The sequence below is a fragment of the Arthrospira sp. PCC 9901 genome (assembly GCF_059013425.1).
Genome location: NZ_CP102296.1, coordinates 1433576 through 1449815 on the forward strand (window position 1 = coordinate 1433576; position 16240 = coordinate 1449815).

The 16240-nt window shown below is 42.2% G+C and carries 15 protein-coding genes; 11 read left to right on the forward strand and 4 right to left on the reverse strand.

Translation table 11 applies throughout. From position 1 onward, the window contains the following. The first annotated feature begins 84 nt into the window (after nt 1–84). The 5 genes from NLZ44_RS06280 to NLZ44_RS06300 all read left to right on the forward strand — a co-directional run bounded on the left by NLZ44_RS06280 (nt 85) and on the right by NLZ44_RS06300 (nt 4168). Nucleotides 85–1515 carry a Ni/Fe hydrogenase subunit alpha gene (locus NLZ44_RS06280; RefSeq protein WP_493752209.1) on the forward strand — a complete coding sequence of 477 codons (1431 nt, stop codon included), beginning with the start codon at nt 85–87 and terminating at the stop codon, nt 1513–1515. A gap of 111 nt (nt 1516–1626) precedes the next feature. Further along, a complete protein-coding gene (locus tag NLZ44_RS06285) occupies nt 1627–1905 on the forward strand; it encodes a (2Fe-2S) ferredoxin domain-containing protein (protein ID WP_048895188.1) in 279 nt (92 codons plus the stop codon). Beyond that, a complete protein-coding gene (locus NLZ44_RS06290) occupies nt 1905–2408 on the forward strand; it encodes a PAS domain S-box protein (RefSeq protein ID WP_493752210.1) in 504 nt (167 codons plus the stop codon). Before NLZ44_RS06285 ends, NLZ44_RS06290 begins: the two co-directional genes overlap by 1 nt. Before the next feature lie 39 nt (nt 2409–2447). Further along, complete coding sequence (locus NLZ44_RS06295; RefSeq protein ID WP_008053062.1) at nt 2448–3614, forward strand: SpoIIE family protein phosphatase; 1167 nt, start codon at nt 2448–2450, stop codon at nt 3612–3614. 74 nt (nt 3615–3688) lie between these two features. Further along, nucleotides 3689–4168, forward strand: a complete 480-nt coding sequence (locus tag NLZ44_RS06300) for a hydrogenase maturation protease (RefSeq protein ID WP_493752211.1) — start codon at nt 3689–3691, stop codon at nt 4166–4168. Between the two features lie 110 nt (nt 4169–4278). Here NLZ44_RS06300 and NLZ44_RS06305 read toward each other — a convergent pair whose 3' ends face one another. Together NLZ44_RS06305 and NLZ44_RS06310 are read right to left on the reverse strand one after the other, a co-directional pair. Then, nucleotides 4279–5244: a glycosyltransferase family protein gene (locus NLZ44_RS06305; RefSeq protein WP_493752212.1), complete on the reverse strand. Its 966-nt coding sequence runs from the start codon at nt 5242–5244 to the stop codon at nt 4279–4281. 308 nt (nt 5245–5552) lie between these two features. Next, complete coding sequence (locus NLZ44_RS06310; protein WP_493752213.1) at nt 5553–6452, reverse strand: Uma2 family endonuclease; 900 nt, start codon at nt 6450–6452, stop codon at nt 5553–5555. A 300-nt stretch (nt 6453–6752) separates the two neighbouring features. On the opposite strand from NLZ44_RS06310, the gene NLZ44_RS06315 reads away from it, so the two are divergent. Genes NLZ44_RS06315 through NLZ44_RS06330 form a run of 4 tightly spaced genes read left to right on the forward strand, consistent with a single transcriptional unit; the run spans nt 6753 to nt 11191 of the window. Beyond that, nucleotides 6753–7817, forward strand: coding sequence for an ABC transporter ATP-binding protein (locus NLZ44_RS06315; protein ID WP_493752214.1), 1065 nt, complete (start codon nt 6753–6755; stop codon nt 7815–7817). A 43-nt stretch (nt 7818–7860) separates the two neighbouring features. Then, on the forward strand, nt 7861–8661 hold the full coding sequence (locus NLZ44_RS06320) for an ABC transporter permease (protein WP_493752215.1): 801 nt from the start codon (nt 7861–7863) through the stop codon (nt 8659–8661). A gap of 8 nt (nt 8662–8669) precedes the next feature. After that, nucleotides 8670–10466: a GldG family protein gene (locus NLZ44_RS06325; RefSeq protein ID WP_493752216.1), complete on the forward strand. Its 1797-nt coding sequence runs from the start codon at nt 8670–8672 to the stop codon at nt 10464–10466. Between the two features lie 26 nt (nt 10467–10492). After that, nucleotides 10493–11191 (forward strand): DUF4340 domain-containing protein, encoded by a 699-nt coding sequence (locus tag NLZ44_RS06330; protein ID WP_493752217.1) that lies wholly within the window; start codon nt 10493–10495, stop codon nt 11189–11191. 32 nt (nt 11192–11223) lie between these two features. Here NLZ44_RS06330 and NLZ44_RS06335 read toward each other — a convergent pair whose 3' ends face one another. Beyond that, nucleotides 11224–12375 carry a CBS domain-containing protein gene (locus NLZ44_RS06335; RefSeq protein ID WP_493752218.1) on the reverse strand — a complete coding sequence of 384 codons (1152 nt, stop codon included), beginning with the start codon at nt 12373–12375 and terminating at the stop codon, nt 11224–11226. A gap of 336 nt (nt 12376–12711) precedes the next feature. Here NLZ44_RS06335 and NLZ44_RS06340 point away from each other — a divergent pair, with 336 nt between their 5' ends. Next, the gene (locus tag NLZ44_RS06340; protein WP_493752219.1) at nt 12712–14583 is read left to right on the forward strand and encodes a hybrid sensor histidine kinase/response regulator; all 1872 of its coding nucleotides are present in this window, start codon (nt 12712–12714) and stop codon (nt 14581–14583) included. 56 nt (nt 14584–14639) lie between these two features. Beyond that, nucleotides 14640–15311 carry an N-acetylmannosamine-6-phosphate 2-epimerase gene (locus tag NLZ44_RS06345; protein WP_006669379.1) on the forward strand — a complete coding sequence of 224 codons (672 nt, stop codon included), beginning with the start codon at nt 14640–14642 and terminating at the stop codon, nt 15309–15311. On the opposite strand, the gene NLZ44_RS06350 is transcribed toward NLZ44_RS06345, so the two are convergent. After that, on the reverse strand, nt 15287–16237 hold the full coding sequence (locus tag NLZ44_RS06350; protein ID WP_493752220.1) for a ribonuclease Z: 951 nt from the start codon (nt 16235–16237) through the stop codon (nt 15287–15289). The two genes, NLZ44_RS06345 and NLZ44_RS06350, sit on opposite strands and share 25 nt — an antisense overlap. Nucleotides 16238–16240: the final 3 nt, after the last annotated feature.

A 16240-nucleotide genomic window follows, 5' to 3' on the forward strand; every position in this document is an offset into this window, starting at 1 on the left:
TGACTGACTAGAAAATTAATGGTTAGCCCGCAATTATCTGGTTAATTATTAATTGTTGATTCCCTGGAGAGGTGATTTTATACTATGGCTAAGACAGTTGTTATTGATCCAGTGACCCGCATTGAGGGTCATGCGAAAATTTCCATATATTTGGATGATGCGGGAGAGGTGGAAGATGCCCGATTTCATGTGGTAGAATTTCGGGGTTTTGAAAAGTTCTGCGAAGGACGACCCATGTTTGAAATGGCCGGAATTACTGCCCGTATTTGCGGGATTTGTCCGGTGAGTCACCTCTTAGCAGCCGCTAAAACGGGGGATAAAATTCTGGCGGTAAAAGTGCCACCAGCCGGGGAAAAATTGCGGCGGATGATGAATTTAGCCCAGTTAACTCAGTCCCATGCTTTGAGTTTTTTCCACCTCAGTAGCCCCGATTTTCTGTTGGGTTGGGATAGTGACCCCGCCAAAAGAAATGTATTCGGATTAATTGCCGCTGATCCAGATTTGGCTAGGGCGGGTATTCGTCTGCGCCAGTTTGGTCAGACCGTGATTGAACTATTGGGCGCACGGAAAATTCACGCGGCTTGGGCGGTTCCTGGAGGAGTGCGATCGCCTCTTTCCCAAGACGGTTTGGAATGGATAAAAGACCGCCTCCCAGAAGCGCGCCAAACTACCGAATTAGCCTTAAATCTATTAAAGCGTCTCCTCGATAGTGACTTGGCTTCTGAGGTCGATATATTTGGGAAATTCCCCTCTCTATTTATGGGGTTAGTCGCCCCTAATGGTAATTGGGAACACTATGGCGGACATCTGCGCTTTATCGATAGTGACGGTAATATTGTCGCTGATGGTTTGAGTGAGGATAATTACCAAGACTATTTGGGTGAGGCTGTGGAAAATTGGTCTTATCTCAAATTCCCCTATTATAAACCTCTCGGATATCCTGATGGTATTTATCGGGTAGGACCTTTGGCGCGGCTGAATGTCTGTGATCAAATTGGAACTACCGATGCTGATCGGGAATTGCGGGAATTTCGCGATCGCTCTGGTGGTCGGGTTGCTACTTCTTCCTTCTTCTACCATTACGCCCGTCTCGTGGAAATTCTAGCTTGTATTGAAGCGATCGAGGCTTTGGTAGAAGACCCTGATATTACCTCCCCCCGCGTTCGCGCTGATGCCGGAATTAACAACTTGGAAGGGGTGGGAGTTAGTGAAGCCCCTCGCGGTACTCTATTTCACCATTATAAAGTCAATGAAAATGGCTTAATTGAAAAGGTGAACTTGATTATTGCCACCGGACAAAATAACTTGGCAATGAATAAAACTGTTACCCAAATTGCCAAGCATTATATCCATGGTAATGAAATCCCAGAAGGCTTGTTAAACCGAGTTGAAGCTGGAATTCGCTGTTTTGACCCTTGTTTAAGTTGTTCAACTCATGCTGTTGGTCAAATGCCACTACATATTGAGTTACTTAAACCTGATGGCACAATTGTTGATGAGGTTTATCGTAATTAACTACGATTAAACACAGAGGCAACCGCCGCAGGTTGCCTCCCCTCCCCCCCCCACCCCAGACTATTTGCTTGCGGACTATCTCTTGTTCACTTCCTTTCCTTACTAATCGATATGGCAAAACAAAACTTATACCTGTGTATGGGGTCTGCTTGTCACCAAATGGGCGTTTATGAAGTGTTACCAAAACTTCAGGAATTAATCGCAGAATATAAACTAGAAAACCGCATTGAACTTAAAGGTTCGTTTTGCTTGGAGACCTGTAGTTCCGGTATTGTCATGAAATACCAAGACCAACACTTTATTAATATCAGCCCTAAAAATATCGAAGAAAAATTTGTCGGTGAAATTTTGCCGATAATTCAAAATAGTAATTTACCATTGAATTCATAATGCTAGAAAATAATGAAAATCCCCATTTATGGCGACTGCTTTGGGAATATGATCCTAACGGTTTAATTGCCGTGGATGTCTCCATGAATATTAAAGTTGTGAATCCGGCATTTTGTAACTTTTTTAAAGTCGAGGCTGCCGAGATTATTGGGACTCCCGCTTTTAATTTGTTGGGGAATGTAGACCGATTTAAAAAAGTTTGGGAAAAAAACCAAATGATGCAGGGGATAGAGGTGGAATATGAAAATCATCATCTGTATTTAAAAGAGGTGATTTTCCCGATTAAAGATGAAAATATCATCGCCTGCATTATGACTGATATTACCTCGGAAATGCAAAGGAAAAAGGAAATTAATGATATCCGGGAACAAACAGTTAAAAAAGTGAACGAAGTGGTTGACAATCAAATGAAGGTTGCCCAAGAAATTGCTGGACTACTCGGAGAAACTACCGCCGAAACTAAGGTTAGTCTTCTCAAAATTATCCAAATGATTAACCAATAGCATATTTTTGTTTACCAAACCAAGTAGTTGAGTCGGCTTATGGGTCAAGATAACTTTTTTGATATTTGCGATCGCAGCCTTAATAAAAAAGGCGAGGAACTCTGTGGAGACCAGGTTAAGTTTACCAAAACTGAAACTAAAAGCACCATCGTCCTCTCTGATGGTTTGGGAAGTGGGGTAAAAGCTAATATCCTAGCTACCCTGACTACAGAAATTTTAATCACTATGTTAAATGCTGATGTTCCCCTAGAGGAAGTCATCAAAACTGTGATTGGAACTCTGCCAATTTGTCAAGTTCGCCAAATTGCATACGCCACATTTACCATTATTCAAATTGACCACCAAACCAATCAGTTTAAGGTGATTAATTTTGATAACCCCCCCGTCTTTTATTTTAACAAAGGACGGGTAATTAAACTAGACACTAAGACTGAAAAAATCCTCGGCAAAAAAATACTTTCCTCGGAAGGACAGCTAGAAAGGGGAGACTTTCTGGGCGCTATTAGTGATGGTGTTCTTTATGCTGGTTTAGGGGATACCATGAATTTTGGTTGGGGGTGGGATAATATCGCTAAATACATGGAAAAAGTGTTTATGACTCAAGCGACTAACTCCCGTAGCATTATTGAACAGGTGATGGCGGAAACGCGATCGCTTTATCGAGATAAAATCGGAGATGATGCTACTTTTGTTGGTATTTATGTCCGCAAACGTAACCCGGTTATGATTTTTACCGGACCTCCTTTAGATATTACCAAGGATGAGTTATATGCTGAACGTTTGTTAAGTTTTAAAGGTCGTAAAGTTATCTGTGGGGGTACTACCGGAAATCTGGTGGCTAATTATATGGGGGAAACTGTCGAAATGGATATTTCCACCATGCGAAAAGATTTACCCCCTATCGGTAAATTAACCGAAATTGATTTGGTCACTGAGGGAATTTTGACTATTTCTAAAGCTACAGCAGTTCTCCGACAGTGTAATTGTGATATCACCCGACTTCCTTCTGACCAAAATGGTGCGGTACTTCTGGCGCGAGAAATTTTAGAGGCTGATTCTATTTTCCTTTTGGTTGGTCAACAGATTAATGAGTTTTACCAAAATCCTCTCCTTCCTAAAAATATCTCGATTCGACGCAGTTTAATTGAAGATTTGGTAAACTTACTCAAACAAAAACAGAAAGAAGTTACCGTAGAATATTGTTAAATTATCTGACTATGGTCTTACCATCAGATACTCTTAACAGATAATTACGACTAACTATACGACTAACATATACCATGGAAAATGTCAAGTATTTCTTAATTATTGGCTATGGTAATCAGTTAAGGGGTGATGATGGCATTGGACAGGAAGTAGCCAGGTTGGTAGAAGAGTGGGAAAAACCTAATGTGCGATCGCGTTCAGTTCACCAATTAACCCCGGAAATAGCCGAAGAATTAACCCATTTTGACTATGCCATTTTCGTCGATGCTAGTATTACTGGGGAAGTCCTGGAAGTTTCACCCCTGACACCTGATGACTCAGAAACAGTGGTTAACTTGGGTCATTCTATCAATCCGCGATCGCTTCTTTCCTTAGCCAAAACTCTCTATGAATACACACCCCAAGCCTGGCTAGTAGCAGTCCCCGGCGAGAACTTTGATTTAGGCGATCGTCTTTCTCCCACCGGAGAAGAGGGAGTTAATCATGCTTTAACCCAAATTCAAATGCTAATCGACACTTATAGCAATACCCGACAAAATGAGGACAGTAATTAAACCCTGAATATACAAATTATAAATTTTCTTTAAATCTGGTTAATGAACTGGCAAATACCAAATTTATCATCAGACAATTTTACCTGTCAGCCTCGATTTTGACCCACAGTTTAGGTGTTAGAAAATAGACTACTGGGGGATTGGATCAAATACAAAAACAGTTTTTTAATAAATTTTCGGGTGGGTCGATATCGCCACAAATCTTCCAGCAGCAAATTAATCTTAACATTGCCATAAATTAGGCATTTAGAGTCTTCATAAAACTTCTGCTGCATAAAAGTCATCGGGTCTGAATAAACATCATTAACCAGGAATGGTTTGATTCCCGCCCAATGAATAATACAAGCCTCTTTGTGCCAATCGCGATTCCGAATTTTCCCGTCCTCAATGGGGAAACGTTGACGCATTTCTTCTTGGGAATAGTTCCACATCAAAACCTGCATTGGCGCAGTTTTTACATTAATTTTTCCCTCATCTAATGCCCGAAAAATCATGAAATTTAATAACCCTTGTTCGCCATATTTAAAAACATCAGGGTATTGATTCTTAAACTCCAACAGTTCCGCATATTCATTCAAGCCAAAAATCCCCCTCTTGCCCCAAAATACCCCGGTAACAAAATAGGGTCGATCTTGATAATTAAAATCAGGGAAGTGCTTTTTCATCCCCTCCAAGTCAAAGAATAAACGCGAAATATCTTCAGCCTTCCAATCCTCCAAATTATGATCAATAATCATGTCATAATGTTGAAGACCCCCAAAATCTAGCACATTCCCCCAGACTATTGTATCCGCATCTAAAAACAGAAAATTCTGCCAAGGACTTTCCCAAAAGGCAATCATTTTAGTCAAGCCCCAACCAAAACTATTTTCCTTGAGAAACGGATGCTTGACCGTCTTTTGATTAATAATCTTAACACCGTAAGTGCTTTCTAAGCTGGTTGTATTAAAATCACCATCAACGATTAAACAGATAGGAACATCCCCCAAAAAGTAGCGAATACTAGCACAACATCCTGCCGCAAAGTGGTAGTCCTTAAAACAACAAGCAATGATAATCCCAAAGTCCTGAATCATGGTTTTAGTTTCCTAGGTTTTAGTTTCTAATGGTATGTTTTCATGACACTATCCAATAATAGGGTCTAGTTAGCCCCATCATCAATCAAAATACCTTTTCCACCGATTTGCCTAACCAGGACGTGATTCATAGAAGCTATCTCTGCTTCATACGGACTCCAAACTTTTGGCTACTATTATCTAATTGGGCGATGGTCAGAGTCAGTAGTTTCTCATCGCAGGTTATGGCAGACAGTATAGCATTTGGGTAGGATTTTCGAGAGCGATCGCCCTCCCCAAAATAGGTAGGTGCGATCGCCTCTATTTATTTAAAGTTCCTCCGGGTTAATTCCCTGGGCGCGCAAAAACTCCGCTAGTCTTTCCGCCCGTTGGCGGTCAGCTTCGGCCCGTTGGCGTTCCTGCTGTAACTCTAGTTCGGCTTGTTCCGCCCGTTGACGTTCATTTTCTGCCCGTTGACGTTCATTTTCCGCCCGTTGACGTTCATTTTCCGCCCGTTGATGTTCATTTTCCGCCCGCTGGCGTTCAATTCTAGCTCGTTCATCCCCGGTTAATAACAAATTACCCTGGCTATCCCACCAGCGCAGCCAAGGCAATTCTAGGTTGCCATACTGTCCGAGCCAAATGCCTAATTCTACACCCATGGGGTGAATGGGATAGTGACCTCTTTCATTCGCGGCCACTAACTCATAGTGATTTTCCATTAGGTGATAGACTTCTACACTGGCTTTGTGTACCTCATAGATAGCATAGAAAGGGGGGCGGATGATTTGTTCATATACCCAAAATTTACCGGGTTTTTGACGTTCTCCAGAAATTTGATATAAGGGAGTGCGATCGCGTTCTTCTGAACCATCTCCCGACACAAATTCTATGGCAATTAAAGGGGGGATATATTCCTGCCATAATACATAGGAACGTCTCACCCTACCATCAAGAGTTGGGGGAACGTTGGGAACATAAAACCAGTCTGGAGATTCCGCCCCCCGTTCTAGGGGTTCTGTTAATCGCCAATAGATGCCAGAATCTTGACCTATGGCATATTGCTGGTCTGGGTGTAGACTATCTAGTGTTGATAGAATGGAATCAGTCAATAAGATACTTTGGGGATGCTCCTGAAAGTTTTTCACGAAAGTGCCATCGGAGTCGGGGAGTTGAGTATGGTCGGGAAGGGTAGTAATTCCCAGTTCGGATGATGGGGCGATGGTCATAGTCAGTAGTTTCTCATCGCAGGTGATGGCAGATAGTATAGCATTTGGCTAAATTTGATGGTCTACACCTATTGTGAAACACTGTTAAAACCAACATCGTCGCCTTTAAAGAATAATAGGGGTTGACAAAGGGAGGAGCGATCGCCTAGATTAAACCTGTGGGGGTTTCATGGCTATACTCATGACGAAAAAATCAACACGCCAAGGGAGAAGGGAGGACTGACCCAGGAAATAATCAGGAAGGTCCCGAAATCAGTTAATCTTGAAGATGATTATTGCCAGACCGATAGCACATAACCCATGATTGAAGTTGAGAATCTGTGCAAAATTTATGGCACAACCCCAGCCATTGAGGATGTATCCTTTTCTGTGAAAGCGGGGGAAATCTTAGGGTTTTTGGGACCCAATGGCGCAGGAAAGACTACCACCCTGCGTATTTTATCAGGCTATTTACCAGCCACAAATGGAACAGCTAGAATTGCTGGGTATGAAGTCCACGAACAATCAATGGCGGTGCGGGAGAGAATTGGCTACCTGCCGGAAACACCCCCATTATACCCTGATATGACGGTTGAGGGTTTTCTGCATTTTGTGGCGCGAATTAAACGGGTGGCGGCGGGCGATCGCCCTTTACGAGTACAAGCGGCTATGGAACGCTGCGGTATATTGGATCGCGGCCAGAGTCTCATTCGTAAACTATCTAAAGGCTATCGTCAGCGGGTGGGAATAGCCCAGGCGATCGTGCATGACCCACCTGTGATAGTGTTAGATGAGCCGACAGTGGGGTTAGATCCGCGCCAAATTATTGAAGTGCGGAATTTAATCAAGAGTCTAGCCGGAGACCATACGATTATCCTGTCTACCCATATTTTACCTGAAGTTAGCATGACCTGTAGCCAGGTGGTAATTATCAATAAGGGTCAAATTGTAGCGACGGGAACCCCCGATAATCTGATGGAGAAGTTGACGGCGGGTGCAGGGTATGAGATAGAAGTAGAGGGAGAAATCGAGGAGGAAACCCTAAACTCGCTGTTAGCAGTTCCTGGAGTTAAAATAGTTGACCTATTAACAACATCTCCCACGGAACCACGCCAGCGGTTACAGGTCGTTTGTGAAAATAACAGGGAACCCGGACCTGAGCTGATAGCCGCCTGTGTGACTGAGGGGATAAAAGTTTATGAAATGCGGCGCACTCGTGCTAGTTTAGAGGATGTTTTCCTAACTCTAACCGCCCAAGAAGAAGCGACGATCGCCCGATCGCCTTCTGAGGATAAACCCGATTCTCAGGACATAGCCAAAGACCAGCTAGAAGAAGACCAGCTAACAGAAGAAACAGAAGAAACAGAAGAAACAGTTGAGAATTAATAACTGATGATGGCTCCGGTTCTGCGTAAACTAATAGGAAACTATGCTAGTCGTTTTTAGTAATATCATCGCCATATATCGCAAAGAACTCCAGGGGTATTTTGCCTCTCCGTTGGCTTATGCGATCGCCGGAATTTTTTGGCTACTAACTGGATACTTTTTGATAGCTATTCTGTTAGGACCAGAGGGACTGATTCAACAAGTAGCTTTGAGAGATCAAATGGGTTTAACTGAACCCCCCATTGATTTATCCTATGAGTTTCTGCAAGTATTTCTGAGGCTTATGGGAACCATATCTCTGTTTGTGCTGCCCATGTTATCAATGGGATTATATGCAGAAGAACGCAAACGCGGAACCCTAGAACTGTTGGCGACTTCTCCAATTACGAACTGGGGAGTAGCTACGGGAAAATTACTAGGGGTTCTCACTTTCTATACCACCATGATTTTACCGCTGTTTGTGCTACAGGCGATCGCCCTCAGTGTGTCTAGCCCTCCCATGTCTCCAGGAATTATGATAGTATCTCATCTGGGGTTAATTTCGCTGGCTGCTGGTGTGTTATCCCTGGGAATGTTTATTTCTTCCCTAACCGATAGCACCTTACTTTCGGCGATCGGTACTTTTGCCTTGGTGCTATTTTTATGGGTTGTGGATATCATTGGTCAAGCGGTAGGAGGACCCCTAGGAGATGCCCTCACCCATTTATCATTAATCTCTAATTATACTAATTTAGTACAAGGGGTTATTGAGATTAGGAGTTTGGTCTTGTTTGGCAGTTATGTAGTGTTAGGGGTGTTTCTCACCGCTCAGTCTATTGATGCGTTTCGCTTCCAGCGTTCGTAAAATGTTTTATGAAAAAAAATCGAATTATTTGGCAACTCTTTAAATACTCATTTTGGCTAGGTCCCATGATTGCGATCGCTGGTTTATCAGCGGGTTTCGTATCAGGAATTTGGCAACCAGTTCCCCTAGCATTAATCATCGCTGGGGTGGTAATTATCGGGATGTGGTTGGTCTTAAAAGGTTATTGGGAAACTGACCCGCAACAAAAACGACTAGGTAATCGTCGGTCTACTCAAGCCGGGACTAACGCCCTATTGGCAACAGTTTCCGTGATGGTAATTCTCACCTCTATTAATATTATTGCAGTGCGGAACCCAGTTCGCATTGACTTAACCGAAAACCAACAATTTACCCTCGCCCCCCAAACCCAAACTATACTGACCAACCTCCCTGAACCTTTAAAGGTTTGGGTATTTGACCCGACCCAAAATCCTCAAACTAAATCATTATTAGACCGCTACCGAGAAAAGAACCCAGCCTTATTTAGTTACGAGTTTATTGATCCACAAATGCAGCCGGGTATAGCCCAAGAATTTGGGGTGAGAAATTTTGGTGAAATTCATCTGGAAGCAGGAGACCGTCGCCAACTTATTCGCCGGGAAGGAATACAACCACTAACGGAAGTTACATTAAGTAATAGTATTGAACAAATTTTTAGCGATCGCACTTCCCAAATTTATTTCCTCCAAGGTCACGGACAAAGACCACTTCAAGCCGGACAAGGAGGCTTTCAACAGGCTGTTGATAGTTTAAAAGAAAGAAACTTTATTGTTGAACCTCTGCTACTAGCAGGAGCCACAGGAATTCCCGAAAATGCAGACGTGATTGTCGTAGCAGGTCCCCAACAAAGACTATTTGAAGGGGAAGTTAACGCCTTAATTGATTTCCTTGATAATGGCGGCGGTTTACTGTTAATGCTAGACCCGAAAACTGATCCAGGGCTAGATGATTTATTGGATAAATGGGGAGTAAAATTAGACGATCGCATTGCTATTGACGCAACAGGTAGCGGTCGATTAGTGGGTTTGGGTCCCACGGTTCCCATTGTCCGCGAATATGGCGATCATCCTATTACTAGAGATTTTGGTAATAATATATCTCTGTTTCCGTCAGCGCGTCCTGTGGAAACTCGCCCCGTAGACGGAATTACTGAAACTCCCATAATTTGGACAGATAGACAAAGTTGGGCGGAAAGTAATTTAGTAGAGGGAAGATTAGAATTTAACCCGGAAACTGATCGCGAAGGTCCTCTATCTTTGGGGGTCGCTTTAACCAGAGTTTTAAACCAGCAAGAAACTCCCACGGCGGAAACTACCGAAGCAGAAGAAACCACAGAAACTCCCACCCCGGAAACTACAGACACTGAGGAAACTACAGAAACTCCCACGGCGGAAACTACCGACACTGAGGAAACTACAGAAACTCCCACGGCGGAAACTACCGACACTGAGGAAACTACAGAAACTCCCACGGCGGAAACTACCGACACTGAGGAAACTACAGAAACTCCCACGGCGGAAACTACAGAAACTCGTCAAGAAGCCAGACTGGTAGTATTAGGAAACTCTCAATTTGCGACTGATGGCTGGCTTGAACAACAACTTAATAGGGATATATTTGTAAATACTATTGTTTGGCTGAGTCAACCAGACCAAGAAGTTTTATCTATCGGGGTTAAACCTGTTACCAGTCGTCGGATTTTGATGACTCCCCCGTTAGGTCGATTGTTAAGTTGGATGGCGTTAGTGATTTTCCCGCTAATGGGATTTGCTGTATCAGCTTTCCTCTGGTGGCGGCGACGATAATATGGGATATCTTTGGAGGTTTAGTTATGAAATTGCAGCAATCAACCCGGATTTTAATGATTATTGCTTTGGTATTAGCGGGGGGTGTTTATGTGGTGGAAATTCGCGGAAAATCTCAACAGCAACAAATCGAAGCTAGACAAGATCGGATTTTTGATGTTTCTCAAGATGAGATCCAATCTCTGATTATAGAAACAAGCGATCGCACTTTAAAAATTGAACGGGTTGGGGAAGATGAAACTGATGCAATCACCCCTTGGAAAATGCTTGAACCTATGGAATATCCCGCTAATATTGCTAGGGTGAATGCCGTTTTAAATCAACTGGTAAATACCCAGAGGATTGCATCGAATCCTAACTCGGGTATTAGGAAATTAACCATTTCTAAATCACAATTAGAGGATTATGGATTGGTTGATCCTCAAGAGTCGATCCAAATTCAACTACGAGATGAAACTACTCATCGCCTGGTTTTGGGTAAGTCGGATTTTAGTGGTGATGCAATTTATGCAATGACCAATCCTCCCGAAACTTTACCAGAAAATATCTCGATTTTAGTGATTTCTAAGACCGCGCGAGATGCTATTAGTCACCCCCTAGATGAGTGGATTATGGCTAAAGATGCGGAAGATTTATTATCCCCAGAAACTCCAGAAACTCCAGAAACTCCCACCGAAACTCCCACCGAAATGGAGACAGAAGAAGTTGACACTCCAGAAACATAAAATCACTAGCCAACTAGATTAACTATATTCAATTAATTATGGTGATTAGATAGGTTTGGAATTAGATTGGTTAAACCGAGATTAGGGTTTTCTAGGAGTTGATCCAATTCAGCGATCGCCATTTCAGCGCGTTGAGTGTTTAAAATCATTTTGCGGGTAACTTCGTCTTCTTTATGAGCGATATCTTTCAGGTTATTAATATGAACTTTAAAATGACTAGAAACATTATTCATTTGTTGACTTAAATCAAGAGTTTGTTTAACCAGTCGATTCATTTCTAGGTTAATTTGACTTAAAACTGTTTGATTAGTCGAACTTTGTTGATAAGTTAAAACCGAAGCCTGTACCGAGAGATATCGGACTTTTTGGACAATTTCCGCCATAATTGTCGAAGCGGAATTAATAGTTTCCAAATCCCTAGAAATATTTTTAATCACTGACTCTAAATCTTCCGAATTTTTATGAATAGAATTAGCGCCGATAAAAATTGTATGAAATGCGCGATGGCTTTCCTTAGAAACCAGCCGCCCAGTCTGGACAATTTCTTGATAAATTTTGAGGGTTTTTTGATAATGTTGATTAATGGCATTTTCCCTTTCCATAAAACGACTTTGATATAGCTTTTTCATAATATTTTTCTCAATATTGAGATTATGATGTGCCTCATTAATCCGTTGTTTTTCCTGATTTAACAGATTAAAATACTTCTGTTTTGTCTGTTCTTGCTGTTGAATTATTTGACGAGATTTTTGTAAAATTAAGGTTTGGGCTTGACAAATAATCCGAAAATCTATCAACCTAAATTCATGGTCACTACAGATAATCACAATCGGTTCATAAATCAGATTGACAGACCGATTCATGGCTAGTTGTACCGCTTCATTAATGAGAGTATCTGAGGACAACATGAGGGGAGGAATACGGGTAAAATCTAAGATTTTCTGAATCGGGTTGTTGCTGTAAATTTCCTCCCAATTAGGTAAATGTATTTTTTCTAACAATTTGCTGCGAGAAATCATCCCGATCAATTCGGAATTGTCGATAATTAATACCCCTGGTAGTTCGGGATTTTGGTAAAGTTCTTTAGCTACAATATCGGATCTAGTTACCGAACTAACCTGATAATTATGGGATGGTAGATCGGCGAGAGTTGAGTTAAGAGTGAGGGGTAATTGCTGAGTCATAAAGTTATATTTTTTAGACAAATACAATCAAACCGGGTCGCAGCGGTCATCGCTATGGGAGATAGGCTTAATGGTTGAGGTCAAAACAGTAGATCACCCTACCAGAGAATATGATAGCCACTACCACAAAAATATTAAAATAATATTGTAACAAATCTGACCCTGAAAACGCCTAGATCAGCCACCTGGAGAGACCAAAACCCTGAATCGAACCCTGAATCGAACCCTGATCGGAAGCGCTATAAATGAGATAGAGTGGTTTGGTGCTATCTTTAGAGTGTACAGCAAAAGTCTGTGTTTGGTTAAATCTGTGCGATCGCTATATTTACTAAGCCTGTGGATGATTCCTTAAATAAGCAACTGGAAAGAGAGCGACTTTTAAATCAAGTGACGACCCAGATTCGCCAGAGTCTTGACCTGTCGGTGATTTTGTCAACTGCAGTCCAACAGTTGCGCGAATTTTTGCAGGTTGATCGCCTGGTGATTTATCAGTTAAACACCTATCAGGTCCAGACTGGTGATCGTACTAAAGACCTATCTCCTGAATTAGATGAACCTGACCCAAATCCCGAAATTCCCGTCCCTCAAGCCGATCGCCATGATCAGATTCATGGAAGTATTACCTATGAGGCTAAATCTTCCGATGCGATCGCCTCACTCCTAGACTGGGAAGAAGCCGATCGCTGCTTTGCTCAAGTTCCCGAATATCAACAATACTATCAAAAATCTATCATCCACTGCATCCCCAATATCAAACTCTACTATCAATCATCCCCCGAATTGTATTCAATTTTACAACAAAAGCAGGTGACGGCGCAACTGGTGGCTCCAATTTTAGTACAAAAACAGCTTTGGGGTATATTAATTGCTCATCAGTGTTTTAGCGATCGTCAATGGAAAGAAAGCGAGCAAAAATTTATTAGTAAAATCACTCAACATCTATCGATCGCTATCTATCAAGCCCAACTATACGCCCAAGTTCAGCAACAAAAACAAACCTTAGAAAGACGGGTAAAAGAACGCACCCAAGCGCTTCATGATGCCCTCTTAGCCGCTCAATGTGCCAACCGTGCTAAAAGTGAATTTTTAGCCACTATGAGTCATGAATTACGAACACCCCTAACCCATGTAATTGGCATTTCATCCACCTTATTAAGGTTATATAGTCAGCCGGAGAATTTTCCAGCCCTACCCCTAGAAAAGCAAAAACATTATCTGCAAACCATTCACGATAGCGGCGAAAATTTACTGGCTTTGATTAATGATATTCTCGATTTATCCCAAGTTGAATCTGGTAAAACCGTCCTAAAAGTCAGCGAATTTTCCCTGCAAAAACTCGCCCAACAATGTTTACATACTTTGCGAGATTTTGCTAAAGAAAAAGGAGTTCATATCCACTTACAAATTAAGGTTGATAAAGACCTTTTTCGGGCAGACTATCGCCGGGTTCGACAAATTTTGATGAACCTATTAAGTAATGCTATTAAGTTTACCCCTAAAGGTGGTCGCGTCACCCTCATAGTTTCCCGGAAAGACAAAACCGCTATCTTTCAAGTTAAAGATACTGGTATCGGCATCTCTAAAGACCAACAACCTCTACTATTCGAGAAGTTTCAACAATTAGATTCTCCCTACCGTCGCCAATATGGTGGGACGGGTTTAGGGTTGGCTTTGACTAAGCAATTGGTAGAGTTACATGGCGGTAGCATTCAGTTTGAATCGGAAGTTGGCTTAGGTACTAAATTTACAGTTTACATCCCTATTCAACCTTTAATTAACAAAAGTAGTTCTAATTACAAAACCTCCCTACCTTCCATGTATACAGATAGTCCTCAAGGTAGATTAGTCTTGATTGAAGATGATGAGGAAACTGCTACTTTAATCTGTGAATTACTCACAGCGGCTGGTTATCAAGTGGTATGGTTAATGGATGGTTTAACGGCTTTGGCAACTATTCAACTTCTCAAACCAGATGCCATTTTCATAGATTTACATATTTCGGGACAAGATGGTTATGATATTGTTCGTCATCTTAGGGAAGATGCCACTACCCAAAAAATTAAAATTGTTGCCCTTACTACCAACAGCGATGAACAGGAACAATCCTTACAATTCGGGGTTGATAAATGTTTGAATAAACCTATATTACCTAATCAACTACTTAATCAAGTTGAATCGTTAAACTTGGGGAAAAATTATGATGATTAAATTGATTCAATAGATGCTATAATTTAATGAGGATGATTGGTATCTAAAAAATATCTATGTTAACCCTTCCGTCTGGCTTAATTGTATCTTGTCAAGCCCCCGTTGACTCTCCGTTACATGATCCGGAAATTATTGCAGCGATCGCCAAAACAGCAGTTAAACGGGGGGCGGTAGGGGTGCGAATTGATACCCCCGCCCATATCACGGCGGTGCGAAAACAGGTCGCTCAACCAATTATCGGGTTATGGAAACGACAATTTCCGGGGTTTTCTGTTTATATTACACCTCGGTTTGAAGAGGCGGCGGCGATCGCTCAAGCTGGGGCTGATATTATTGCCATTGATGCGACTTTAAGAAACCGCCCAGACGGGGAAACTGTGGCATCTTTAATCGCCCAAATTCATCAAAAATTAGGTAAACCAGTGATGGCTGATATAGATACTTTAGCCGCAGCCATAGCAGCCGTTGAAGCGGGGGCGGACTGTGTGGGAACCACTCTCTATGGCTACACAGAGGCGACTCAACACCTGTCACCCCCAGGTTTTGAACTTCTTAGTCAATTGGTTAAACAGCTTGATTGTCCGGTGATTTGCGAGGGGGGTATTAGTTCCCCCACTTTAGCTAAACAGGCGATCGCTTTAGGGGCTAATGCGATCGTCGTCGGTACGGCTATCACTGGTATTGATTACCTAGTACAGGGATTTCAAGAAGCTACTACTAATTCCTGATTTCTGGGAATCTCATAACTCATAAAATCATAGGCCATTTTGGTATGGGGAAAAATTGCCCTAGCTTCCTTTAACAAATCCTCCAAAACTATATCATTTCCCGGTGCATAGCGGGGGCTAAAATGCGTCATTAATAGAGTTTTGACTCCCGCAGCCAAAGCCACCTGCGCCGCCATTGTAGACGTAGAATGCAGTCGCTGAAATGCCATATCAGCATCAAGATGAGAAAATGTAGCCTCGTGTATGAGAACATCTGCACCTGCGGCTAATTCGATCGCCCCCTCACACAAGACAGTATCCGTACAATAAACCAATTTACGGCCGATTTCCGGTTTTCCACAAAGAGCAGAACCGTTAATTTGACGACCATCTGGAAGGGTGACAATTTCCCCATTTTTCAGTTTACCATAAATCGGTCCGGGTGGAATCCCCAATGCTTGAGCTTTTTCCACATAAAAACGTCCGGGGCGATCCTTTTCTTCGATCCGATATCCAAAGGCGGGAACTCGATGTTTGAGAGGTCCACAACGGACAATATATTCCTCGTCTTCGTAAATTATTCCGGGTTGAACGCGATGGACTTTTACCGGATAAGAAAAGTGGGTTTGAGAATAGCGAGTGCAGGATTTTAAGTAATCTTCTAATTCAGGGGGTCCGTAGATATCTATGCGGTTAGCATTTCCGGCTAAACCACAGGTAGCTAGTAATCCCATTAAACCAAAAATGTGATCACCGTGCATATGTGTGATAAAAATACGACTCAGTTGGCTGACTTTTAATTCACTACGCAAAAACTGATGTTGTGTTCCTTCTCCGCAGTCAAATAACCAAAGTTCTGCCCTTTGGGGAAGACGTAGGGCGATACTAGAAACATTTCGCGATCGCGTGGGAACTCCTGAACTTGTGCCTAAAAATGTAATCTGCAAAAT

Bases quoted from the DNA above. Each gene is read 5' to 3' on its own strand.
- NLZ44_RS06280 (WP_493752209.1), top strand. From the start codon at position 85: ATGGCTAAGACAGTTGTTATTGATCCAGTGACCCGCATTGAGGGTCAT.
- NLZ44_RS06285 (WP_048895188.1), top strand. From the start codon at position 1,627: ATGGCAAAACAAAACTTATACCTGTGTATGGGGTCTGCTTGTCACCAA.
- NLZ44_RS06290 (WP_493752210.1), top strand. From the start codon at position 1,905: ATGCTAGAAAATAATGAAAATCCCCATTTATGGCGACTGCTTTGGGAA.
- NLZ44_RS06295 (WP_008053062.1), top strand. From the start codon at position 2,448: ATGGGTCAAGATAACTTTTTTGATATTTGCGATCGCAGCCTTAATAAA.
- NLZ44_RS06300 (WP_493752211.1), top strand. From the start codon at position 3,689: ATGGAAAATGTCAAGTATTTCTTAATTATTGGCTATGGTAATCAGTTA.
- NLZ44_RS06305 (WP_493752212.1), bottom strand. From the start codon at position 5,244: ATGATTCAGGACTTTGGGATTATCATTGCTTGTTGTTTTAAGGACTAC.
- NLZ44_RS06310 (WP_493752213.1), bottom strand. From the start codon at position 6,452: ATGACCATCGCCCCATCATCCGAACTGGGAATTACTACCCTTCCCGAC.
- NLZ44_RS06315 (WP_493752214.1), top strand. From the start codon at position 6,753: ATGATTGAAGTTGAGAATCTGTGCAAAATTTATGGCACAACCCCAGCC.
- NLZ44_RS06320 (WP_493752215.1), top strand. From the start codon at position 7,861: ATGCTAGTCGTTTTTAGTAATATCATCGCCATATATCGCAAAGAACTC.
- NLZ44_RS06325 (WP_493752216.1), top strand. From the start codon at position 8,670: ATGAAAAAAAATCGAATTATTTGGCAACTCTTTAAATACTCATTTTGG.
- NLZ44_RS06330 (WP_493752217.1), top strand. From the start codon at position 10,493: ATGAAATTGCAGCAATCAACCCGGATTTTAATGATTATTGCTTTGGTA.
- NLZ44_RS06335 (WP_493752218.1), bottom strand. From the start codon at position 12,375: ATGACTCAGCAATTACCCCTCACTCTTAACTCAACTCTCGCCGATCTA.
- NLZ44_RS06345 (WP_006669379.1), top strand. From the start codon at position 14,640: ATGTTAACCCTTCCGTCTGGCTTAATTGTATCTTGTCAAGCCCCCGTT.